At 55.4% G+C, this 23,348-nt stretch carries 24 protein-coding genes; 11 read left to right on the top strand and 13 right to left on the bottom strand.

What is annotated here, in order from left to right; genetic code table 11:
• Positions 1-95 precede the first annotated feature (95 nt).
• The 4 genes from AC0LWF_RS24380 to AC0LWF_RS24365 all read left to right on the top strand — a co-directional run bounded on the left by AC0LWF_RS24380 (position 96) and on the right by AC0LWF_RS24365 (position 3,588).
• The gene (locus AC0LWF_RS24380) at positions 96-1,682 is read left to right on the top strand and encodes a glutamate synthase-related protein (RefSeq protein WP_474654132.1); all 1,587 of its coding nucleotides are present in this window, start codon (positions 96-98) and stop codon (positions 1,680-1,682) included.
• Between the two features lie 96 nt (positions 1,683-1,778).
• Positions 1,779-2,312 carry a YceI family protein gene (locus AC0LWF_RS24375; protein WP_474654131.1) on the top strand — a complete coding sequence of 178 codons (534 nt, stop codon included), beginning with the start codon at positions 1,779-1,781 and terminating at the stop codon, positions 2,310-2,312.
• Between the two features lie 313 nt (positions 2,313-2,625).
• Positions 2,626-3,000: a hypothetical protein gene (locus tag AC0LWF_RS24370; protein WP_474654130.1), complete on the top strand. Its 375-nt coding sequence runs from the start codon at positions 2,626-2,628 to the stop codon at positions 2,998-3,000.
• A gap of 6 nt (positions 3,001-3,006) precedes the next feature.
• Complete coding sequence (locus AC0LWF_RS24365) at positions 3,007-3,588, top strand: hypothetical protein (protein WP_474654129.1); 582 nt, start codon at positions 3,007-3,009, stop codon at positions 3,586-3,588.
• 542 nt (positions 3,589-4,130) lie between these two features.
• Here the strand turns inward: AC0LWF_RS24365 and AC0LWF_RS24360 are convergent.
• The 4 genes from AC0LWF_RS24360 to AC0LWF_RS24345 form a co-directional block, all read right to left on the bottom strand.
• Positions 4,131-4,589, bottom strand: a complete 459-nt coding sequence (locus AC0LWF_RS24360; protein WP_474654128.1) for a MarR family winged helix-turn-helix transcriptional regulator — start codon at positions 4,587-4,589, stop codon at positions 4,131-4,133.
• Between the two features lie 97 nt (positions 4,590-4,686).
• Entirely contained in the window at positions 4,687-6,282 is a 1,596-nt protein-coding gene (locus AC0LWF_RS24355) for an ankyrin repeat domain-containing protein (protein ID WP_474654127.1), read from the bottom strand.
• 6 nt (positions 6,283-6,288) lie between these two features.
• Positions 6,289-6,756, bottom strand: a complete 468-nt coding sequence (locus AC0LWF_RS24350; protein WP_474654126.1) for a CcdC family protein — start codon at positions 6,754-6,756, stop codon at positions 6,289-6,291.
• Between the two features lie 97 nt (positions 6,757-6,853).
• A complete protein-coding gene (locus AC0LWF_RS24345; RefSeq protein ID WP_474654174.1) occupies positions 6,854-7,051 on the bottom strand; it encodes a YwbE family protein in 198 nt (65 codons plus the stop codon).
• A 211-nt stretch (positions 7,052-7,262) separates the two neighbouring features.
• Here AC0LWF_RS24345 and AC0LWF_RS24340 point away from each other — a divergent pair, with 211 nt between their 5' ends.
• From AC0LWF_RS24340 to AC0LWF_RS24330, 3 genes are all read left to right on the top strand, one after another.
• A complete protein-coding gene (locus AC0LWF_RS24340) occupies positions 7,263-7,487 on the top strand; it encodes a DUF1450 domain-containing protein (RefSeq protein WP_474654125.1) in 225 nt (74 codons plus the stop codon).
• A 112-nt stretch (positions 7,488-7,599) separates the two neighbouring features.
• Positions 7,600-8,106, top strand: a complete 507-nt coding sequence (locus AC0LWF_RS24335) for a ferritin (protein ID WP_474654173.1) — start codon at positions 7,600-7,602, stop codon at positions 8,104-8,106.
• 86 nt (positions 8,107-8,192) lie between these two features.
• Entirely contained in the window at positions 8,193-8,696 is a 504-nt protein-coding gene (locus tag AC0LWF_RS24330) for a Crp/Fnr family transcriptional regulator (protein ID WP_474654124.1), read from the top strand.
• A 23-nt stretch (positions 8,697-8,719) separates the two neighbouring features.
• Here the strand turns inward: AC0LWF_RS24330 and hmpA are convergent, their stop codons facing one another.
• From hmpA to AC0LWF_RS24315, 3 genes are all read right to left on the bottom strand, one after another.
• Positions 8,720-9,973: an NO-inducible flavohemoprotein gene (gene hmpA / locus AC0LWF_RS24325; protein WP_474654123.1), complete on the bottom strand. Its 1,254-nt coding sequence runs from the start codon at positions 9,971-9,973 to the stop codon at positions 8,720-8,722.
• A 251-nt stretch (positions 9,974-10,224) separates the two neighbouring features.
• A complete protein-coding gene (locus AC0LWF_RS24320; RefSeq protein ID WP_474654122.1) occupies positions 10,225-10,959 on the bottom strand; it encodes a WecB/TagA/CpsF family glycosyltransferase in 735 nt (244 codons plus the stop codon).
• 69 nt (positions 10,960-11,028) lie between these two features.
• Positions 11,029-11,550 carry a hypothetical protein gene (locus AC0LWF_RS24315; protein WP_474654121.1) on the bottom strand — a complete coding sequence of 174 codons (522 nt, stop codon included), beginning with the start codon at positions 11,548-11,550 and terminating at the stop codon, positions 11,029-11,031.
• A 130-nt stretch (positions 11,551-11,680) separates the two neighbouring features.
• Between AC0LWF_RS24315 and AC0LWF_RS24310 the strand changes: the two genes are divergently transcribed.
• A complete protein-coding gene (locus AC0LWF_RS24310; protein WP_474654120.1) occupies positions 11,681-12,223 on the top strand; it encodes a Gmad2 immunoglobulin-like domain-containing protein in 543 nt (180 codons plus the stop codon).
• Between the two features lie 88 nt (positions 12,224-12,311).
• Positions 12,312-13,814, top strand: coding sequence for a stalk domain-containing protein (locus tag AC0LWF_RS24305; RefSeq protein WP_474654119.1), 1,503 nt, complete (start codon positions 12,312-12,314; stop codon positions 13,812-13,814).
• Positions 13,815-13,874: 60 nt separating this feature from the next.
• On the opposite strand, the gene AC0LWF_RS24300 is transcribed toward AC0LWF_RS24305, so the two are convergent.
• The 4 genes from AC0LWF_RS24300 to AC0LWF_RS24285 all read right to left on the bottom strand — a co-directional run bounded on the left by AC0LWF_RS24300 (position 13,875) and on the right by AC0LWF_RS24285 (position 18,523).
• Positions 13,875-14,270: a VOC family protein gene (locus AC0LWF_RS24300; protein WP_474654118.1), complete on the bottom strand. Its 396-nt coding sequence runs from the start codon at positions 14,268-14,270 to the stop codon at positions 13,875-13,877.
• 473 nt (positions 14,271-14,743) lie between these two features.
• The gene (locus AC0LWF_RS24295) at positions 14,744-15,268 is read right to left on the bottom strand and encodes a GNAT family N-acetyltransferase (protein ID WP_474654117.1); all 525 of its coding nucleotides are present in this window, start codon (positions 15,266-15,268) and stop codon (positions 14,744-14,746) included.
• Positions 15,269-15,367: 99 nt separating this feature from the next.
• Complete coding sequence (locus AC0LWF_RS24290) at positions 15,368-17,245, bottom strand: DEAD/DEAH box helicase (protein ID WP_474654172.1); 1,878 nt, start codon at positions 17,243-17,245, stop codon at positions 15,368-15,370.
• Positions 17,246-17,377: 132 nt separating this feature from the next.
• Positions 17,378-18,523, bottom strand: coding sequence for a nitric oxide synthase oxygenase (locus AC0LWF_RS24285; protein ID WP_474654116.1), 1,146 nt, complete (start codon positions 18,521-18,523; stop codon positions 17,378-17,380).
• A gap of 175 nt (positions 18,524-18,698) precedes the next feature.
• Here AC0LWF_RS24285 and AC0LWF_RS24280 point away from each other — a divergent pair, with 175 nt between their 5' ends.
• Both AC0LWF_RS24280 and AC0LWF_RS24275 read left to right on the top strand, forming a co-directional pair.
• Positions 18,699-19,733, top strand: coding sequence for an NADH:flavin oxidoreductase/NADH oxidase (locus tag AC0LWF_RS24280; RefSeq protein ID WP_474654115.1), 1,035 nt, complete (start codon positions 18,699-18,701; stop codon positions 19,731-19,733).
• A 178-nt stretch (positions 19,734-19,911) separates the two neighbouring features.
• Positions 19,912-20,250 carry a cupin domain-containing protein gene (locus AC0LWF_RS24275; RefSeq protein ID WP_474654114.1) on the top strand — a complete coding sequence of 113 codons (339 nt, stop codon included), beginning with the start codon at positions 19,912-19,914 and terminating at the stop codon, positions 20,248-20,250.
• Positions 20,251-20,815: 565 nt separating this feature from the next.
• Here AC0LWF_RS24275 and AC0LWF_RS24270 read toward each other — a convergent pair.
• On the bottom strand, positions 20,816-22,801 hold the full coding sequence (locus tag AC0LWF_RS24270) for a GTP-binding protein (RefSeq protein WP_474654113.1): 1,986 nt from the start codon (positions 22,799-22,801) through the stop codon (positions 20,816-20,818).
• Between the two features lie 24 nt (positions 22,802-22,825).
• A complete protein-coding gene (locus AC0LWF_RS24265) occupies positions 22,826-23,338 on the bottom strand; it encodes a metallophosphoesterase family protein (RefSeq protein ID WP_474654112.1) in 513 nt (170 codons plus the stop codon).
• Positions 23,339-23,348: the final 10 nt, after the last annotated feature.

Raw genomic sequence — 23,348 nt, 5'->3', positions numbered from 1 at the left:
ATTTCACATTCCCCGCCGCGGTTAAAAACTGGAAGCACATGGTATACTGAAACTGGCAATAGTCCCTACAAAATCACATCGGAGGCTGCCCCATCATGGTGACTACAATTTTGGTTTCCGCCCTGCTCATTATTATTGTGCTGCCCATCGTCATTTTCTTCGGCTACATGTATTCTCTCTCCAAGAAAGCGAAGCATTCCATTCTCCGCTCGCACCCTTTTCTCGGTTGGATCCGCTATTTGCTTGAGAAGCTTGGACCCGAATTCCGGCAATATTGGTTCGACAGCGATACGGAGGGCAAACCGTTCTCTCGTGCAGATTTCGTAGGTCTCGTCTACGCAGCCAAATACCGGACCGACCTCATCTCCTTCGGCGGACGGCGCGATTACGAGAAGCCCGGCTTCTATATTTCCAATGCGATGTTTCCGAAGCTGACAAGCGAGCTGAAGGTCGACAATGACGAGCTTGTGCAAGGGAAGAAGTATGTGATTACAGACGAAGGGTTGTTCACTCGGCAGGAGAAGGTCGTCGAAGAAAAAATAAAACGTTGGCTGCTCCATGACGACGACGCCATCATCGTCGGCCCTAACCGTAGACAGCCTTGGCGGATCAAAGGTATGTTCGGCGCTTCAGCGACCTCCTTCGGCGCGGTCGGCGAGCATTATATCCAGTCCACAGGCAGCGGCGCCAACATGGCGGGCGGCTCCTGGATCAATACAGGCGAAGGCGGCGTCGCGGATGTGCATCTCGCTACCGGCGTCGACGTCGTCTCGCAGATCGGCCCCGGCATGTTCGGCTTCCGCGATGATACGGGTAAGTTCTCCATCGAGGAATTCAAGCGCAAAGCCGAAATTCCGAACATTAAAGCGTTCGAGCTGAAGTTCCATCAAGGGGCAAAGATCCGCGGCGGCCATCTCGAAGGCTCCAAAGTGACCGAGAGAGTCGCGGCAGCCCGCCTCGTGCCGGTCGGCAAGACGGTCAACTCCCCGAACCGGTTCGAGTTTCTGACGAACGCGGACGAAGCGATTCGTTTCGTCGGCACGCTTCAGGAAGCAGGCGGCAAGCCCGTCGGCATCAAAATCGTTGTCGGCGATCCGAAGCGGCTCGAGCCGTTGTTCGAAGCGATGCGGACACTAGACACGTACCCTGATTTCATTACGGTGGACGGTTCCGAAGGCGGCTCCGGCGCGACGTTCAAAGCGATGGCGGACGGTATGGGACTGCCGCTCTATGCCGCGCTCGTCATTCTTGACGATACGGCGCGCAAATTCGGCGTGCGCGACCGCATCCGCATCTTCGCCTCCGGCAAGCTCATCACGCCGGATAAAGTGGCGATTGCCCTCGCGCTTGGCGCGGACTGCGTCAACTCCGCGCGCGGCTTCATGATGGCGAATGGCTGCATAATGGCTATGCAATGCCATACCGGCAAATGTCCGACAGGCATCACGACGACGGACTCCAAGTACCAGGCTGCGCTTGCTCCGGAAGAGAAGCAGTGGCGGGTCATGAACTATATTTTGCAGCTGCGGGAAGGGCTGTTCTCTCTTGCTGCCGCTTGCGGGCTGGAAAGTCCTCGCGGCTTCAAGCGCGAGCATGTCGTGTTCACGAATGAAAGCGGGCAAACGACTCGCATCGTCGATCTGTTCCCTTATCCCGAAGCGAATAATACGTTCAACAAATAGTCACATTCTTGTTGACAATGATTCGACTCTCCGATACACTTACTTTAGATAATAAAGTTTATTATTAATTGTAAGTAAACTTAGGAGGTCAAGTTAATGTCCGTATCCAAATGGGTTCTTGATGCAACACACAGTTCTGTAGATTTCACAATTCGTCACATGATGATCGCTAAAGTAAAAGGTACATTCCATAATTTCAGCGCTGAAATCGAAGCGAATCCAGAAGATCTGACAACGGCTAACATTTCGTTCTCCGTTGAACTGAGCAGCATTGACACTCGCAACAGCGACCGTGACAATCACCTGCGTTCAGGCGACTTCTTCGGTATCGAAGAGCACCCGAACCTGACGTTCAAAGCGACGAAGATCGTTCGCACAGGCAAAGGCGAGTACGATGTTACTGGCGATGTGAGCCTGCACGGCGTTACGCGTCCGGAAACGTTAGAAGTAACGTACGAGGGCAGCGGCAAAGACCCATGGGGTAACGAGAAAGCCGGCTTCAGCGCGAAGGGCGCAATCAAACGCAGCGACTACGGCTTGACGTACAACGCAGCGCTTGAAACAGGCGGCGTTCTGATCGGCGACGAAGTGAAAATCTCGATCGAGCTTGAGGCTGGCAAACAAGCTTAATAGAGTTGAGTGGGGCTCCCCGATTTTTGGGGGCCTTTTTTTGTTGTTTGACGCCTGGCGAATATCGTAACGGTAGCCAGAGGGCTTATTTGCACAGTAATAGCCGATCTCTAATTGTAGCGGTTACCACAGTGCTTATTTGCACCAAAGTGGATCATTTCGCTGCCCAAATCGCCAAATAACGTTGCTGAGAACCGTTACATTTTCAAAAGAGCCATATTAGGCTAAATAGCATGCGTGACAACCGTTATCCTATCCGTGAAGGAATTCGGACTCACCTCGCGGCATCTGTCAGCCTTTCGCAGGTCGCCCGTTGGAATGTTGCCCTTGCCAAGCAACCAACCCATCCGATAGCGGCAAGAAGCTCTATATCTCGCGCATAGCAGGCGGCGCCACCACGGCAGCGACTCTCACGGTTACCTCTGCCGGGACGATAACGGGCGGTACAACGCCAACACCGTTCAACGCGCTATTCGGCAGCTCCAAGACCAGCATTGCTACGACCAAACAGAACACAGGGACGCTTGGCGCCACACCGACGACATGTTTCGTTATGCAGCTGACTGCGGGCTTGTTCGACATCGCATTCTCGGGCAGCGTCATCGTACAGGAGAACCGCACCATCTCGGTAACGCTCGGTACGGGATCATTAACAGGCGCTATTAATCTGACTTGGTGGGAGGCGTAGCTAAGCATGCCCAGTAACTCTGTCTTTGACCAATCGGGCGGCAAGCTGTTCGGCCAGCTTGTCAATACGTATGCAGCGCCTGGTGTTACAGCTCCGCCTGATAATCGCGCAACCGTTGCTGCCCGTGGGTTCATTACCACATTCTCGAGCTCTTCCTCGCTCGGTATTCTCGGCGGCTCGGTCACGGCAACCATCCAAATCTCCAATCCTTCCGGCAGCGGCCGCACACTCTACGTCTCTCGCATTACAGGAGGAGTCGGCGTCTCGCTAAGTTTGCTATCCTCCTTCAATGGCTCCCTATCGATTACGCGCGCCGGAACGATCAGCTCCCCTTCCACGCTAACGCCGTTCAACACACTATTCGGCAGCTCCGCAACAAGCTCGATGACAGCGCGAAGCTCATCGAGCGCCATCTCCGGCGGCACGAGCTTCTTCACCGTCCCGCTCAATCCCGGCATGTTCAGCTTCGACTACACCGGCGGGCTCATCGTGCCGGAGAACCGGTCCATCTCCATTACTGTCAGCGCCTCGCTGTCGGTTGCGGGCATCCTCTCTTCCAATGCCAACATGGCATGGTGGGAGGGGTAATCCTCTCTTCCAATGCCAACATGGCGTGGTGGGAGGGGTAATCCTCTGAGAGAGCGTATTTGCTCTCTCAGCTCTTTTTTTGGCCGTTCCGGTGCGCGAGAGAGCGTATTTGCTCTCTCCGACGCGTTTCGGCGGATTTACCCGCCGTTTTCCTTGCTGAGAGAGCATATTTGCTCTCTCAGCTCTTTTTTCGGACGTTCCGATGCGCGAGAGAGCGTATTTGCTCTCTCAGCACCGCAACCTAAGCAAAATGGAGGTTACAGATAGCCGAGAGTATCAAATGCGACCTCTCAGCATCAGAATCACGCCAAAAGTTGGGTGAGAGATCCCATATGGAACTCTCACCGCCGCGACCCAAGTAAATGGAGGTTGCAGATAGCCGAAAGTATCAAATACGACCTCTCAGCATCAGAATCGCGCCAAAAGTTGGGTGAGAGATCCAATATGCAACTCTCACCGAATCGCTTTTCCGGCATAAAAAAACAAAAAAACCACATTGCCCGCCAACTCGCGGTAACAATGTGGTTCTTTACTTTTAAGCTTTACGATTCCTGCGTCCCGCATGTACTCTGATGCACTGCAGCTGTCAGCTTCTGCAGCTGATCCCGCAGCATCGCTATCTCGCCAGGAGGCAGGTTTGTCTGGCAAAAGACGCGTTCCGGTATTAGCTTCGCCTGCACCTTCATCGCCCGGCCTTCAGCCGTTAAGCGGACGAGGACGCTGCGCTCATCCTCCGAATCACGCTCGCGGCGAATGAGGCTCATGCCTTCCAGCTTCTTCAGAAGCGGCGTTAATGTGCCGGAATCCAGGTACAGCCTCGCTCCGAGCTCTTTCACGGGCACTCCGTCCTTCTCCCATAGCGCAAGCAAGGTTACATACTGGGTATACGTAATGCCCAGCTCATCCAGAAACGGCCGATACAGCTTCGTCACTTCACGTGCGCAGGCATAAAGGGCAAAGCACAGCTGATTATCGAGCGAAAGTTGCGCACTCTTATCCATCGCTGTCTCCCTCTCTTAAGTTGCTCTAATATAACACAATTAAATTGCATGCAATTTATGTTGCTAGAATATCAGGTGACGCCTGCGCTGTCAACTGTTAGACAGCCTCTGAGCAGTGGGCAAGCAGCAGCTGAGCAATCGCTTCATGACCTCTTCGCTGTGCCCAAGCGAGCGGAGTCGCCCACTGCGGCACACCACACGGATCTACTGCGGCACCGTGCCTGAGCAGCAATGCCGCCATCTCGATCTTACCGTATTTGGCCGCCCAGCCGAGCGGCGTTGTGCCGTATTCGTCATCGACTGCCTCGAGACTCGCGCCATGAGCGATCATCAGCTCCGCAAGTTCCAGCTTGCCCTGCAACGCTATCAGGTGCAAATAGCTGACGCCTAGCCAGTTCGCGTTGTTCGTGTCTGCACCGCCTTCGAGCAGCAGCTTCACCGTGTCCGCATCTGCGAACGAGCAAGCGTAGTGCATATAATTGCTCGCGTACCAAGGATCGTTCAGCGGTGCGTTATGGCGCAGCAGCAGCCTGACGATTGCCGTATAGCCGCAGCTTGCCGCCTGTGCAAGCGGCCCATAGTCGCCGCCGCCCTCAGACGATGGATTCGCCGCCGATAGCAGCTCGCCGACTAAATCGATACGTCCAAGCGCACAAGCGCCAGTCAATGTCACTTTACCGCCGTATGCATAGACCAGCTCGATCAGCTCCTGGCGGCCTTCCTGCAGCGCTGCGTAAACCGCGTTACCGCTTACCTCCACCTCAGCGTTCGGGTCAGCTCCATGCTCAAGCAGCAGCTTCGCGCAGCTGGTATGCCCGCCTCTAACCGCTGCATATAATGCCGCTCCCTGCGGTGCATCCCGCTCCGCCGCGTTCGGATCTGCTCCCGCGGCGAGCAGCCGCTTCACGACCTCTACGAACCCGCGCTTCGCAGCATAATAGAGCGCTGAGCGCCCTGACGCATCTCGCTCATGCGCAAAAGAGCTATCCTGCCTCAGCAGCTCGTCTATGCGCATTGCATCCCCGGTCGCAGCAGCGAGGCAGATATCGTAAGGCACGCCTTTTCCGACAAGATAGCCGAGCAAGAAGCTCGCATCTCTACCGGCAGCAGACGGCAAATTCCGGTTCGCGCGGTAGAAGTAGTCTCCTTCCAGCGCTAGCTGCGCAGGCTGACTTCCATCCCCGCGCTTCGCGAGCGGGTCTGCTCCCCTAGCTAGAAGCTGATCGATCAGCTCAAGATTCCGGGTCATAACGGCCCAGTGCAGCGGCGTATTACCCCGCTCGTCGCTCGCATGAATGGCTTCCGGCTGCTGCTCCAGCAGCTCCAGCGGCTGCCTAATCTCGCGATTGCGAATAAGCGCAGCCAGCTTCTCGCCGATCGGCTCCGCCTTCAAGGTGCTCTGCAGATGCTCTCGCAGCAGCTTCGCAACATCGTCATGGCCGCGGTCCTGCGCCTTCTGCAGCAGCGAATCCTGCCAGCTGAGGCACGGCTGCTCCGAAGCATCAGCCCCGTAGGAGAGAAGCAGCCGAGTCAACTCATAGTGCCCTTCGCGCACAGCAAAATGCAGCGGCGTGAAGTAGCCCCAGCTCACCGCTGCTAGTGCCCGATCCTTCGCGAGCAGCTCGCGAACTGTTGCTAAATCGCCTGCTATGCATCTATCAACCATATGTAAGGTCGCTTCCGGCATATGCATCCTTTGTTACCCCCGCTTTTTCAATTTAAGAAAAGCTTGAAGCATCGCAACGCGCCATACGACAATCATACCGAATGCTAGGATGAAGAAGAGCCCGCCTGTTTGTGGAATCGACACGGACTGCTCCACCAAATCGTGGACAAGCAAGCGGATAATGAGGAGCCCGAGCAGAATAAATATAAACATTTTGGACCGTTTCAGGATGATGTCATCGCCTACCCGCTCCAGCTTGGACGTGCGAATGAGCGGATATGCGAAGAGCACCGCGCCAACGGCAAAAGCAAGCAGCGCCCACGACCAAGGCACCCGTGTAACCGGAGCGACAAACATAAGAAAGCCGGTCGACATACCGATCGGCGGAATAATGATTTTGCGCATCGTCGTCGGCCGATTGCTCGCACGCAGCCGCAGGAACATAACGGCGACGCCGGAGAGCAGCGTAACGAATATTGATGCTAGATGAGGAAGAGTCATCGAAAGCGCGGCTCCTTTATCTATATGAAGTAAATCGCTTACTTCCTCTAATCCTACTCATTTTGCTGCGTCGTTGCAAATCGCTGTGCCTTCGATTTTATCCCTCAATCACTGCTTTTACCCGACCAACGTCGCCTGATTGCAGCCTCACTTTAATGCCATGCGGATGGTTCGGTGAATTCGTCAAAATATCTTTCACGACGCCGCGCGTCGTAAGGCCGCTCGCCTGATCCTTCTTCAATACAATATCGACCGTAATGCCCGGGCGAATATTGGAACGCTGCTGTCCATTCATACTCATGCTAACTAACTCCTTTATTCCATGGATTGTTCCCTATCATAAGTCAGTAAGCTACGTGAAGCAAGCTGAAACGGCTGTCGCCACCCTCTTGGAGGCGCAACGCGTGAACAACTATTCGCAAATAACGATTGACAGTGAGAATGAGAATTAATATCATTATATTGTGAACTCCAACCACCGTTTCGAAAGAGGTCGGTATCGACAGATGAAGAAGATCAAGTATTGTTGCAGAAACTTCAAACACGGCTCGAAGTCCGTCTTCAAAGCTTTGAAGCACGAGTTCCCTGATCTGAAGCAGAAGAAGAAGGATTGTCTAGGCAACTGCAAGCTGTGTTCCAAGCAATGCATGGTGCTGGTTGGGAAGACTGAAGTCATTGTCGCTCCGTCCGCTGAGAAACTGTATAAGAAGTTAAAGCACCGGATAGGATAATGTGGAATAGTATGGTAACATAGGGGAAGAAGTTGTCAGCTACTGTAACTGGGCTAACGCTTCGTCTCTTTTTCTTTTTATAAAACAATTGAATAAGGAGGTGCGGCCGATGATGAATGATTCACTCAGCCAAGCTTTGAACGAGCAAATGAACTTCGAGTTCTACTCTGCACACGTATACCTGGCAATTGCCGCTTACTGTTCTGGAGAAAGTCTCGATGGATTTGCTAATTTCTTTATTGTTCAAGCCGAAGAAGAACGCTTCCACGCGATGAAAATGTACAAGTACTTAAATGATCGCGGGCAACGCGCCACCCTAGTCGGCATGGGCACACCTAACAATGAATATAACTCCATCCTAGATGCTTTCGAGCATGCTTTCGAGCACGAGAAAGAAGTCACGAAGCGGATATATCACTTATCCGACCTTGCTTTGAATGATCGCGAGCACGCGACGATGCAGTTCCTCAAATGGTTCATTGACGAGCAAGTCGAAGAAGAAGCCATGTTCGACAGCATCATTAACAAGCTGAAGCGGATTGATCAAGACAGCAATGCGTTCTTCATGCTTGATACTGAATTTGCAGCGCGGACATTCGTTCCACCAACGACTGCCTAGATCAGAACCTAATAATCGCCCTCAGTCTGCCATAACCGGCAAGATGGGGGCGATTTGTTTTTATCGAGATACAGGAGACATGCGCTATGATTCTACATAAAGGTGAAATGCTATTTCGGCAAGGTGAATATGGACCGTTGTATCATCTGAAGTCCGGTATGCTGAAGATCGTTCGCGTTCATGAAGACGGCTCGCAGTTCATCGTGAACATTATCGTTCCGGGCGAGACAATCCCCCATCATTCGCTCATAAGCCCGAATCCGTACAACGGCTCGGCTGTCGCGCTCGTGACTTGCGAGGTCGATGTTCTTCCCGAGGCCGCTTGGTATGAGGCGCTCGAGCAGGATTCCGAACGATGCCGCCAAGTCGCTCTTCAGCTGCAAAATAAACTTCGGATGATGCAGCAGCGCATCGATCAGCTAACCGAGGTTACGCCGGCCGAGAAGCTGCGTAAGCTTGAAAGCTGGTTCCAGCTCTACATTGCTCCTGCCACATTGACGGAATTGCTAACGCAGGACGAAATCGGCCAATTGATCGGACTGCGCCGCGAGACGATTAACCGGCTGCTGCGTTCCCGAAAGAAATCATAGCCCGTTACCGCTAGCATCTGTTGCTAGAGCTGCGGATGAGCCTGCGCGGCAGTCTCGCCCGCTTCCAAACTACCTGCTGGACCGAAGAACTCGTAGTGGATGTCCTCGGAATTAACACCCAGCTCTTTCAGTAAGCTATTCATCGTCCGCATGAATGGAACCGGACCGCAGAAGTAGAATGCCGCATTCGTCGTTGGAATGACTTTCGTAAGCCACGGAAGATCGATAAAGCCTCCTTTGTCGTAAGCTTGCAGTTCTTGGTCACGAGGCGTCGGCTTATCGTAAACAACGTGCACGGCAACTTGAGGATGTCGAACAGCCAACTGCATCACCTGCTGCTTAAGCGCGTGAACATCGCCATTCTGAGCAGCGTGAATGAAGATCACTCTCCTTCCCGGATTCGTTTCTGCGACCGTGTTCAGCATACTGACTAGCGGCGTCAGACCCACCCCACCGCTGAGAAGCACAAGCGGCCGATCATCCTGCTGATCAAGCGTGAAGTCGCCTGCCGGCGCCGACAACCAGAGTACATCCCCGCACTGAACTTGCTTATGTAAGTACACCGAGACTTTCCCGGCTGGTTTGGCCCGCTGTGCCTCTTCCCTTTTCACCGTAATTCGGTAATAAGGCTTGCCTGGCGCATCGGATAAGCTGTACTGACGGATATGCGTATTGGCTTCACCCGGAATGTCCACCTTCACACTCACGTACTGCCCCGGCCCAAAAGAAGCAATAGCGCCTCCATCTTGCGGCACCAGGTAGAAGGAAGTAATGACGTCGCTCTCAATAACCTTCCGTTCCACGCGGAATGCCCGGTAATCCGCCCAACCCCCTTGCTGCTGCTCTGCTGCCTCGTACATGCCAGCTTCTACGTCGATGAACACTTTTGCAATGATGCCGTATGCTTCCGCCCACGCTCCTAGAATTTCCTCCGTCGCCGCTTCGCCGAGCACATCCTTGATTGCCGTAAGCAGCATGTCTCCTACGATTGGATATTGCTCCGGTTTCACGCCGAGACTGCGGTGCTTATGCGCGATCTGCTTCACCGCCGGCAGAATCATCTCCAGTTTGTCGATATGCAGCGCCGCCGCATAGACCGCATTCGCAAGCGCGGTCTGCTGCTTGCCTTGCCGCTGGTTGGCATGATTGAACAGGTTCAGCAGCTGCGGATAACGCGTAAACAACAGTTCGTAGAACCGCTTCGTAATGGCAGTTCCATAGGTTTCGAGCACCGGCACGGTCGATTTGATGATTTGGATCGTTTTATCGCTTAGCATAGCTTACTCCCCGCTTTCATTGGCTTGGTCTTATGATGACTCAAGTATAGCGAGAAGAGACGACTAGCCGATGTGATTGCAATCACATCGTTTCGAAACGATCTGTGACAACAAGTGAAAACGGCTGACGCCGTCCTTTCGGCAAAAGCTTACGTTTCGCGGTGAATTCCAAGCAAAGGATATCGAAAACTTATACTTTCTTTAGAATTTGAAAAAAAGAGCCCTTCAACAGCCCAAGGACTCTTCACGAATTAGCGCGGTTTGCGCGAAGTAAGGATGGTCAGCGCGAACTTCGGCAGCACGAGCTGTCTGCGCCAGCGAGACGGTTGCTTGAGCAGCCGGTACAGCCACTCCACATTGAGCTTCTGCCAAATGACCGGCGCACGCTTCACTTTGCCGGCGATGACATCGAGACTGCCTCCAACGCCAAAAGCAATCTTCGCTTTCATGCGGCTCTTATGCTTATAAATCCACTTCTCCGAGAACGGTGCACCAAGCGCAGCGATGACCATATCCGGGCGCTTCTGCTCGATATCCGCGACAAGGGCTTCTTCCTGCTCCGCATTGAAGAAGCCGTTATGCCGTCCAGCGATCGTAACGCCAGGATAACGAGCTTGAATAATCTCCACTGACTTCGCGTTCGTCTCTTCATCCGCACCAACGACATACAGCGATAAAGGCTGGTTCTTCGCCCCCTCCAGCAGCTTAACGAGCATATCGTAGCCCGTTACCCGCTCCGGCACGTGGTCGCCTTGCCATCTGGCAGCGAGCACGACACCGATGCCGTCCGGCGTAATCAGGTCTGCCGCTTGCACAATCGCCCGCAGATCCGCGTTCGTTCTTGCTGCCATCACGATCTCCGGGTTCGCCGTAATTAAGTGGAATAACGGCTTGTCCGTGCTCGCCAGCTGTTTCTGCAGCAGCTTCACTGTATCATCCATCGTCCGTTTCGAGAACGGGACTCCCAAAATATTAACGGTATCCATTTACGGTAACCTTCCTTTGTACGCTCTTCTTGTTGTCCATTGTAGCATAAAGGCGAAATTTGTTAAAAGCTAGCGGAACAAGCCGACAATCCATCTTATAAAATCTCCGACAATCGGAACGAGCCCGAAGCCGTGTTCTCCGATGGCGACAATGCCGTATACGCGTTCACCGATAGCTACCACTCCAGCAACATGCTCTCCAAGCGCAACAGCACCAAGCGCATATTCGCCGATTGCTACCGCTCCGACAGCAGACTGTCCAATGGCTACCGCACCCACTGCCAGATCGCCGATGGCTACTGCACCCGCTGCCAGTCCATTGCCAATCGCAACCGCACCGAGCGCAAGCATGCCGCCAACCGCAACGGCTCCGAACGAAAGCACGCCGAGCGAAACACCGCCTGCCGCCACAACTCCAATCGCGATATCGCCAAGCGCAATAAGTCCAAGAGCGATTTTGGGCTTACCGGTTCCTGCGCTTGTACGTATGCTGATGATAGGGAACTTGGAAGTAGGCCACTGATAGTCGATCTCTTCGTTTCCTCTACCGATATAACGATTGAACCGGAGCAGTCGTTTCCACTCAAACATGGGTAACACCTCCCGCTATAATCCTTGATTCAAGCTGCTTTCCCAAGCGTATACTAATTTCAGAAGAGCAACAACTGCTTCTGCAAGGATTTAGATGATTTTTAAAAGATGAAAAAAGCAGGTGATTGGAATGAGAAGAAGATTGCCGATCATCATCCCCCTCCTTATGCTGCTGATCCTCGCAACAGGATGTGCAGGAACGTCTTCGACGCCAAATCATTCGAATACGAATACCGGTAATACGCCAGGTCCTGCACCCGAGCCTGCCAAACCAGCTATAGTTGCCAGCAATGATGCATTTCGTGTCTACGGTCCTGCGGAGGACAGCGAAGTGGGCAAATCGTTCACCGTCAAAGGGCAGGCAAGAGTCTTTGAAGCGGCATTCCGATATTCGTTCGAAGACGGCCACAACGTGCTTGACGAAGGCCAAGTCATGGCGGATATGGGTGCGCCGGAATGGGGCAATTTCGAGTTTACCGTGAAACTGGACGAAGCGCCGACTAGCCCGGTCGGTACGTTAACCATCTATGAACTGAGCGCCAAGGACGGAACGCCTGTTCATGTGCTGCATCTCTCGTACAATTTTGAAAAAGAGCTCGTTAATACAAGTGCGCTGGACGTGCCGGATAAACCGTCTATTGCTGCAAGCAACAATGAGCCTACTGGAGACTGAAGAGATATAGATCATCTACGATGCAACCTTCTCGTAAGTGGAATAGTCTATACGGTTACAAGAACACTTCGAGGAGGAGATACTCTTCATGATTCAAGCGAGATTACTGAAGCTAGGACTTGCTGCTCTGCTTCTTGGGGCGGGGGCCGGCGCTCTTACCGTGCCCGCAGTGATGGCCGAACCGGTCGCTGATATCACATCCGCTGTTACTTTTCAAACCGAGGATATATCGGAGGTTCATATGAGCCATTCCGATATGGTTTATGTCCCGCTATTCGACTCGCGGATGGAAGACCAACATTCCATCGAGAAGATCGCGGATATCATGAATCGCCTGATGAGCAAGGCGGAGAAGGATATGGAGACGGCTTCGATGGACAGTATGCTGCTCTTTTTTATGACTAAGGTCAACGTCACGCTAGCGGACGACAGCACGTTCGGAATGATGATTGGCGGCGCGGATAAGCTCTATTTCAGCTATGCCGGCGACAATTACATGGCGAAGGATGCTGCAGCAGTGAAAGAGCTGCGCAGTCTGCTAATCGCGCCAAACCAGACTACTTACAGCACGTCGAAGCCGCAGATTGGGAAACCGGTTCATATGAAAGGCAACGACGCTGCAAGCGAGACTGGCATGATCCGTATCTTTATCAATGAGAACGGGAGCTTCGGCGGTCTTACGTCAGCAAGCGGCGTGCACTACCCATCCCGCCAAGCGCTGCTCATCTATGAAGCACCGATTACACAAGGGCGTTATGACTTCACCTTTACGATGCCTGCCTACGGCAAGGCGCTCGATGGTTCCCTCAAGCCACTGAGCCTCGGCAAAAGATGGCTCTACTACGATACCGGCAGTCTAGCCAGCACGACGGAAATGACCGTTACAGCACCGGCCAAGCCGCTGTTCTCCATTAATGGAGTACCAGTAAGCAGCCCTTCGCTGCAACCCGTCGTCCAGAAAGGCGTCATGCTCCTGCCAATGCGGGCGCTCGCGGATGCGCTCAGCTGGCCGGTCACATGGGACGCCGCGCACAAAGCTGCACTGCTCGGCGCTGTGCAGCCGGATAAAGGCCCACTAGCAGCTGGCGGACGCTCCCTCTCCGTCTGGGTGAACGGCACGCAGCTCACAGGCACTAGCTCTAAGCCAGTGTTGCTGCACGGGGCGGTGTATTTGCCGCTGCGCGCAACGGCGACGGCCTTCGGCAGCACGGTCGATTGGGCGCAGGCTGTACGCAGCGCCAACTTGACGGTAAAGCCGCAGCTGCTTGTGCCGGAGAAGTACGCCGTTGATTCACGGAAGCTTGCAGCGGCTAAGCTCATTAATGCCTATGTGACGGCGGTGAATAACCGCGATGTGAACGCGCTTAATTCGCTGTTCGCAAAGGGCCGGGAGCTTCAATCGCCATTCAATTGGATAGGGCAGCAGATTATTGCAGGCGTGAAGGATATCAAATTCATGGAGCGGCCATCCGGGGCGGTACTTGCGGATGTAACATTTACGTACTTGTTTGACAAGTATGGACCAGTCGGATCCCGAGGGATTGTATTCGTGCAAGAGAACGGGGTTTGGAAGATCTCGGACGTCGACTAAATAACGAGAGCCGCTCACGCGAAGGCTTAATTGCCTTCACCGTGAACGGCTCTTCTACTGTTACATACCGGCTTGCGTTGCGATTTGCCAGCGTACTCCATAGCGGTCCATCACCCGGCCGAACAGGGTACCCCAGAACATGCGCTCGAGCGGCATCATGACCGTTCCGTCTTCCGCCAGCTTGCCGAACACTTCTTCTGCTTCTTCATCCGTTTCAAACTCCAGCGTCAGATCAAGCCCGTTGCCACGCTCAACCGGTCCTGCATCAGCCATATAGAACAGCAGCCCGGCTGCTTGAAGCACAAGATGCATCACGCCATCATTCCCATCCTTCGATGCGCCGGGCATCTCGCTGTACGTTTGGATACTGAGAATCTCGCCTCCAAGAGCATCCGCATAGAAGTTCGCCTGCTCCCTTGCGTTATCGGAATAAATGTATGGACGAAGCTTCGTCATCTATAATGCCCTCCTTATGAAAAATCTGTCCAAGTTGTAATAGCTCAAGTGTAGCAAAATGAGGAACGGCGATAAAGCCCAGAGGCTTTGTAGGAAACACTCTCAGCGAGCGGTCCGCTCATCGTCTAACGAATCATACACACGTTATTCGTGCCAATATGGCGATTCTGAAATTGTAACGAACTGAGATGGCGCTATTGGGTGGTTTCTTGGGGAAAAGCGGCTCTTTTGCTGCAAATAGCGTCATTCCGGTTCGTTACAACATTAAAACCATCCGAAACAACTCAATAGCTTTAGCTGAGTTCGTTAGCGCGAAGAGTCGGTTCCAGGCCGGCGCAGTCTTCGTGTATAGGGATGAATTGGAATGCGGCACAATTCAGAGATAAAGTGAAATTGCCCGAGTTTACTCGGTGAGAGAGGGTTTTTCCGCTCTCGCGTGTTCAGCTGGTGCTCGCCAGGTGCAGAGGGCGGAATCAGCTGGCGCTGCGTGCGATCCAGAAGCGCTTCACGACGTTGCCGTGCGCTTCGGTGAAGCTCGAATCGTATTCGCCGCCGCAGCCTAGAATGGTGCGTTCCGAGCCGATGTTGCCTTCGTCGCAGCAGACGAGCACTTCTCGGATGCCAAGCGCGTCTGTCTTTTGCAGCGCCTCAGCAAGAATCTGGGATGCGTAGCCTTTGCGCCGCTCGGACGGAATGACGCCGTAGCCGATGTGACCGCCGCTCTCAAGCAGCTTCTGGTTCAACCTGTGGCGGATGTTGACTGCTCCAACCACCTTGCCCGCTTCGTCGAGGAGCCAATAGGTCGAACCCGGTACCCAGCCTTCCTGCACCTTCTCCTCCAGATGCGCCTCGTTCAACTCGCGCACATATGCGCCAAAATCGCTCGGATCTACACTTACCACCCACGGCACAATGTCTTCTCCGCTCGCGATCCATTCCTCATAAAAGGTCATATACGCTTCCTGCAACTCCGTCGATGGTTTCACTAATTTGGCCATACCGTTTCCACCTTCCATCCCATGCTGTAAATATATAAAAAAAAGCAAGACACCGATTACGTTCATCCTGTGCCTTGCTTTTAAGTTCATTATTACCCGTTAGCGCGACCGACCGCGCTGCGGACGACCGCCAGCGCTCGGCTTGCCTCCACCGGAGCGTCCGCCGCCTGAGCGACCACTGCCCGACGGACGACCGCCGCCACCGCTGCGACTCCGATCGCCGCCGCTGCCGCCGCGACCCCGCTCGCCACTGCCCGGGAACTGCGGCGCTGCGCTTGCGCGCCCGCCGCTACGTGGCGCGGAAGCACCGCTTGCTCCGCGGCCCCGCGTGTCTTCGCTGCGGCCACGGCCTGCTTCGCGAGCACCGCTTGCGCCTTCGCCGCGACTACGGCCCGCTTCGCGAGGAGCAACGCCGGCGCCTTCCTCGCGTGCCGGCGTGCTGTAGCGCCCGCGGCCTCCGCGCTGCGCGTCACCGCCGCCACTGCGCGACGATCCCGCCGCCGCTGCGCCACGACCGCGAGGCGCTTCCGATCTTGTCCCTGCGCCCCATTGCGGTGACACCGTGTCGCGCGCCGCGCCGCGGCCTTCGCCGCGCTTCGCTGCTGCCGAGTAGGCTCCGCCCGCTCCCGCGCGCTTCTCGCCACCGGCTTCGCCTCGGCCTCTGCCTGCTCCTGCACCCGCTTCACCACGGCCACGTCCTGCACCTGCTTCGCCACGGCCACCACGGCCTGCTCCGCCCGAGCGGCCGCCCGACCAGCCACCGCCAGCGCCTCTACGACCCTCGCCACGGCGAGCGCCTTCGCCGCCCTCGCGCTTGTCCGACTGCTTGCGCGCTTCGCGAACGACTGTTACGCCGCCGCGGCTGTTCTCACGGGGAATCGTCTGATGGATGCCTCTCTCGATGGCAGCCAGCTCCAGACGATCATGCGGCGACACTAGCGTAATCGCCATTCCGTCCTCGCCCGCACGGCCTGTACGACCGATCCGGTGAATATAGCCCTCGGCATTCTCCGGAATGTCATAGTTGAAGACATGCGTTACGCCTTCGACATCGAGGCCGCGCGCCGCTACGTCTGTTGCGACAAGCAATTGCAGCTTCGCATCGCGGAACCGCTTCATGACTTGCTCGCGCTTCGCTTGCGACAAGTCGCCGTGCAGCTCGTCGCTGCTAAAACCATTTTCCTGCAAGTAATCGTTCAGCGCACTCGCGCGCTTCTTCGTCCGGCAGAAAATAACGCCCAAATACGGGTTGTGCTCTCCGAGCAACCGCTTCAGATGCTCTTCCTTGCCCTTAGCGCTCACTTCCACCGCCAGCTGGCGAATCGCCTTCAGCGTCACCTGCTGCGTACGAACCGTAATATCCTTCGGCTCAATCATGAACCGCGCTGCGAGCGAACGCACGCCAGCCGGCATCGTCGCCGAGAACAGCATCGTCTGCTTACGGTAAGGCATTTGCTGCATAATTTCCTCAACCTCAGTCAGGAAGCCCATGTGCAGCATTTGATCAGCCTCGTCAAGCACGAGCATTTTGACCGCGCCAAGCGAAATCGTCCCTCTGCGAATATGGTCCAGCAGACGCCCCGGCGTTGCCACAACGATATGAACCGCACGCTTCAGTTTGCGCAGCTGCGACTCCACGTCTTGTCCGCCATAAACCGCAAGCACGCTAAATTCTTCCCGCGTTGCAAGCCGCTTTTTCAGTTCAGTCGTAATTTGCAGCGCCAGCTCGCGCGTCGGAGTCAGAATCAAGCCTTGGAGCTGATCGCGATCCGCTCTGATTTTCTCCAGCATCGGAAGCAGGAACGCAAGCGTCTTGCCCGTTCCCGTCTGCGCCTGACAGATAACATCGCTGCCCTGCAAAATGACCGGTATCGCGCCTTCCTGGATCGGCGTCGCCTCCTGAATTCCTTCAGTACGCAGCGATTGCACCCGTTCCTTGCCAATACCTAATTGTTCAAAACCTGCCAATACATCCACCTCTTTTATGTTTACAAGCCACCCGTTCAAAATGAAACGAAGCCGTCTCCCGAAGCACGGCGGCGGCTGCATGTTCATCTCTGTAAAAATCCGGTACTCCTATCGTACCACATTCGGGAGCCGATCATGTAATTATTGCTGCTCCGAATAAGGCGTTTTCTGATAAAAGTAGTTCGGTTTCTGCTCCAAATCCTCATATCTCGTATGAAAAACGGCCGTCGTCGCCGGAGACAGCGGCGGAATAAGCCATGACCACCGCCCAGTTGGAATGCGGCCTCGCTGCCGCTCCTTCTCCGCAAATAAGCTGAACTGCTTGCTGGCTGTATGGTGATCGACGATCGTGACCCCTTTTTCCTTATAAGAATGCAGTACCGCTACATTCAACTCCACCAGCGCCCGGTCGCGCCACAGCGTTGATTCCCGGCTCGTATCAAGCCCCATCAGCTTCCCTACATTTGGCAGCTTATTGTAGCGAAAAGGGTCCGCCAGATTGCGCGCGCCAATCTCCGTCCCCATGTACCATCCATTGAATGGCGCAGCCGTATAGTGCAGCCCGCCGATCTCAAGCCGCATGTTGCTGACAAAAGGAACCCCGTACCACTTCAGACCCAGCTCTTCAAAAGCAGGCAGATCAGGGTGCGTCAGGGGCACTTCGAGGATGTGCTCTGCGGGTATCTCGAACCATTCTGGCGGTTCTTGTCCCATCTGAACGATGAGCGGCAGCACGTCAAAGGCAGTCCCGGCACCGCGCCAACCCAGCTGCTCGCACACTCGAGTCAGCTCGAGAGAGATCGGATCGCCGAGCACCGTGCCGTCCTCCCGCTCGTAGCCCGCATAACGAACCAGCTGGTCATTCCACAGTCGGATACTTGGCTCGTCCATGTTGATTGCGGGTGAGAAAATCGTAATCGTTGGTAATATTTTACCGCCGTTCGTGGCATATTCCATATGGTTGAACACGCCTTGCGCCACGTCAGCCGCGGTCCGTGCGCTTCGCGCGTCCTGCACAATGAGCGAGTCCCAGAACAGCCGCCCAATGCAGCGGTTGTTGTTGCGCCAAGCAAGCTTTGCGCCGTAAGAAAGCTCTTCCAGCGTGTGCGCATAGGTGCCAGTCGCCTCGATCTCACTGGTGATTTGACTCAGTCTGGCCGCAATTACCGGTTCTGCGATGGAGAGCTCGCTGCCGTACTGTTTCAGGTACGCTTCAGCCTCTTGGAGCAGCTGATTGGCGTGGTCCGCCTTTGCGGCGGTGTGATTTTGCAAATGCGTGTTCATCATGATGAAATAGCCCCTGCCTATTGGTGATTGTTGCTGTTATTATACCGGATTTGATGGGCAATTGCTGTGACGGGTCTGTGTGGATTTGTATTTTACTTTAAAAATGTAAGTGAGTCGTTTATACTCTTCATTGTGTAGAAAGAAGAGCCGAACGCTCAAGGAGGAGTGAAGTGAGATGAATCGTTTATCGACCCCTTTTGCATCGAAGAGCCTGACTTTGAAGAATCGGATCGTAATGGCGCCGATGTGCCAATACTCCGTGGAAGCGAATGACGGCACGCCGAATGAATGGCATTATGTGCACTACGTTTCCCGCGCTGTAGGCGGTGCGGGACTTATCATTATGGAAATGACCGACGTTGAGCCGGACGGCCGTATTACAGACCGCTGTCTTGGCCTATGGTCGGATGAGCAAATTCCGGCATATCGCCGGATTATTGATGAAGTGCATCGTCACGGAGCGAAGATCGGTATCCAAATTGCCCACGCCGGGCGAAAAGCAGAGGATTCCTTGGAGCCCGTTGCGCCATCGGCGATTGCATTCAACGAGTCCTACCGTACGCCGCGCGCGCTGCGGATTGATGAGATCGAAGGGCTTGTCGTGAAGTTCAAGGAAGCTGCGCGCCGCGCTGTTGAAGCTGGTGCCGACACAATTGAGCTGCACGGCGCGCACGGGTATTTGATCCATCAGTTCCACTCGCCGGTTGTGAACAAGCGCGAGGATGAGTACGGCCTTGATCGCGCCAAGTTCGGCTGCGAGGTGGTTGCCGCCGTGAAAAGCGTCATGCCGGCCGATATGCCGCTCATTATGCGTATATCGGCGGCAGAGTTCTCCGACGGAGGCTATACCGTGGAGGAGGGCATTGAGATCTTCCGGCGGTACCTGGACGCAGGCGTGGATATTTTTCACGCATCGAGCGGCGGCGAGGCGCCGGTTGGTTCGGTTAAGCCGGCGATCTATCCCGGCTATCAAGTGCCACTGGCCCGCGCGGTGAAAGACGCGCTCGGCGTTCCTGTCATCGCCGTCGGCCTGCTCGACGAGCCGAAGCTCGCGGACGCAACGCTCGCGCATGGCCACGCCGACCTCGTCGCGGTCGCTCGCGGCATGTTGCGCGATCCGTACTGGGCGCTGCATGCGCTGCAGGCGACCGCTGCTAAGAGCGGCGCTGCCGCAGAGTGGATCCCGCGTCAGTACCAGCGCGGGTACTGATGCGGTTTTAGGCTGGGACGGCGCAGGAGGTAATGCGCTGAAGGTAGAGTTCGTGAGCTATGAAGCAGAGCGATCATGCAGAGCTATGAAGCGGAACGATGAAGGTGAGTAGGCAATGCGCGAATATGTGGGGCGGCGTCTCGATCGCGGATATACGTAAGGTTAAGGTGGCAGGAGTATGAAGGTAAGCAAACACAACGCGGAGCACTACGTGTGGGGCGAGGTGTGCGACGGCTGGCATCTCGTGAAGGATGAGCGGCTGAGCGTCATCCACGAGCGCATGCCTGCGGGGACGAGCGAGGTGCGCCACTATCATGAGCAGGCGCGGCAGTTCTTCTTTGTACTGTCGGGCGCGCTCGCGATTGAGGTGGGCGGCGAGGTTGTCGCACTTGAGCCGCAGCAAGGCGTAGAGGTACCGCCTCTTACGCCGCACCAAGTGCGCAACGTCTCCGACGAGGCGGCGGAGTTCCTCGTCGTCTCATCGCCGACAACACGCGGCGACCGGCATAACGCGTGAATGAAAAAAGCTTAGAGTCAGGTGGACTGACTCTAAGCTTTTTTGCGTATTGCCCGGGCGGCCGCTCGGGCGGGTATCGCCCCAGAAGCTGATGCTTCGGGAGCGTCGGCGGCATCAAGCGCCGACTTGTGTCTTAGACCAAACTCCGTCTACCTCACCGTTGCAATCCCGCCCCCGACCGAGCCTGCACATTAAACTAACTATCTAGACTGAGAGTCTTGTTTCACATCTCTCAATCTCGAAATCGCCTGCTGCGCTGCTCGATAGTCGGATTTCGTGACTCTCGACTGCGTTGCCATCCGTTTTTCGAAGGTTTTACTCACTGAGAGAACCTATACGTTCTCTCAGCGCACTCTCTCTAGTTATTAGTTGCCGAGAGAGCATATATGTTCTCTCGGCTTTATTTCGCTGCTAATCACGACCAATTCTTACTCTGAGAGCACGTATATGATCTCTCAGCGGGTTTTCCCGCTCTCACCGCCAGCTAACCGACCTCCGCGCCGGAACGGCGCCATACCGTTTACTCGGCGCAACCCCTGAGAGAGGATCCCCTCTCCCAACGCAATTACCCGCTCAGCGCATTCCGCATCGCGAGAATATACTTCGCCTCGTCGAGCGGATTCACTCCGCGGCGCTGGCGCTCCACATCTACGTCCGGCGGGCATTCGCGGTAGCCGGCGAAGAAGGTCGTGAGCGTGCCGCGACCCTTCGTCATCGCGCCAAGCCGCGCGGGGAAATCGAGCGTTGTCGCCACAGGCAGCAGCCCCTCGATTTCCATGCGCTCCTGCCTAAGCGTCGGCGCATCGAACTCGCCGCGCATGACGACGAGTTCGTTCATGAGCTTGCCGCCGTATTCCTCCGGCACCGACAAACGGAAACGCAGCATCGGCTCGAGCAGCTTTGTACCTACACGAGCCAGTCCGTTCATAATGCCCATCGGCGTCGCGATGACAAAATCCAGCGGATGGGTATGCCACACATGATGCTCCCCTTCTACGAGCGTCACGCTGAGATCGGTGACCTCCCAAGCGCGCAGCCCCTGCTGCAAAGCTTCCGGCACTCGGCGCGCCACCTCGTTCTGGTAGCTCTCGAGCAGACGCTCTCCGCGCACGAGCGACTTATACACGAGTCCGCTGCCACGCTCGCCTGGCTCAATAACAAAACGCAAAATCGCCCAGCACGGCTTCGGCATCAGATACGCCACGTACCCTTCACCCGCCGATGCCGGCGTCTCTTTATAAATGACGGACGGTGCGCCGAAGCTCACCACCAGCTTAAACCGGCTCAGCAGAATGGATGTCAGCACTTCCATCTGGATCGGCCCCATTACCTTCAGATGCAGCTCCCGCTCATCCTGCAGCCACTGCAAATCCAGCAACGGATCCTCGTCCGCCAGCTCCTGAAAAGCAGCCACGACCGCCGGATACTCCGCGGCATTCTGCCAATGCACCTGCACCGTCAGCAGCGGCACAGCCAGCCGCATCTCACCGGGAACTCCCTCGGGACTGCCGATAATATCGCCAATCCGCGCCCGACTCCACCCATAGACGGCGGCGATGTCCCCTGCCTTCAGCACGCCAATGTCCTCGGTCTTTTGCCCGGTCACGCGACGGATTTGCGTCACTTTATCTTGAACATCACGGCTATAGTTTAGAACCACATCACGGTTGCGCAGCACGCCATCGTAAAGTCGGACGTAAGCGATTTTGCCCATGACAGGATCGCGCTCCATCTTGAAGATTACGCCCGACACCGCGCCATCCTCCGACCCACCTGGCCCCGGCAAATACGCCACTACCGCATCCAGCAGCGCCTCAACGCCGATGCCCCTGCCCGACGCCCCGAACAGCACCGGAAACAGTGCGCAACGATGCGTCCCATCAACAAGCGCAGCCTCAATCTCCCCCTTGCCGATAGACTGCCCGTCCAAATAAGCCTCAAGCAGCGCTTCTTCCTGCTCCGCCACCGCTTCCAGCAGCATTCGGCGATACGCCTCTGCCCACTCAGCTGCCGTCTCGTCCACCACAGATACCGCCCCACCGAAGCCCGCCTCCACTCCATCAGGCGCCATAATTGGTACCGCCTGCGGCGAGAACAGCCGATGGATTTGCCCGAGCACAGCTAAGGGGTCGGCGCCGATCCGATCCATTTTGTTCACGTAGATCAGTGTCGGAATCTTCAAGTCGCGAAGCGCCTGCCAAATAATCTCCGTCTGCGCCTGCACGCCTTCCACCGACGAGATGATCAGCACAGCGCCGTCCATCACGCGCAGCGACCGCTCCACCTCAGACAAAAAATCAACATGCCCCGGCGTATCGACCAGATTAATCGGCGTATCCTTCCAAGTCAGCCGCGTTACCGCTGCCCGCACTGAAATGCCCCGCTCCCGCTCGACATCAAGCCAGTCCGTCTGCGTCGTTCCTGTATCTACGCTGCCAAGCGACCGAATATGGCCGCTAAGATAGAGCATCTGCTCCGTTGTCGTCGTCTTCCCCGCATCAACATGGGCAAAGATGCCGACATTGCGCAAGTTGTGCTGCTGCGCGTTCATCGTAAGCCATTCCCCTTTTTACATTCAATTCTTATTATCGTAGAAAATATGCTCCGCTGACTTCACCTTACCGCTCTCAATCGTCAGGATCCCAAATGAATACTGCGCCTGCCTTCTCTTATCCGTCGGCGATCCCGGATTAAACATGAGTACCCCTTCTCGCTCCCGCTTCACCGGTATATGAGAGTGACCGAACACGATCACATCCACTTGACCCTTCTCAAAAGCCCGATACGCATTCAGCTCCGTATCCGATCGACCGCCCGTCCCTTTGTGACCGTGAACGATTCCGATTCGCACGCCTTCAATCTCCAGCAGCTTACGCCAGCCCAGCTTCGCGACAATTTCACTGCCGTCGTTGTTGCCTGCTACGCCTTCCGTCTGCACATATTGCTCCAGCATTTCCAGCACCGACAGCGCCATCCAATCCCCCGCGTGCAAGATGGCATCCGCACTCTTCAACTCTTCTATTAGCCGCTCCGGCAGCTTCTTCGCCATCCGAGTCATATGGGTATCCGATACAACGACCACTTTCATTGTCGCCCTC

The sequence above is a fragment of the Paenibacillus sp. sgz302114 genome (assembly GCF_056120345.1).
The sequence above is the reverse complement of the archived record's forward strand: the minus strand, read 5'-3'. Positions and strand labels throughout refer to the sequence as shown.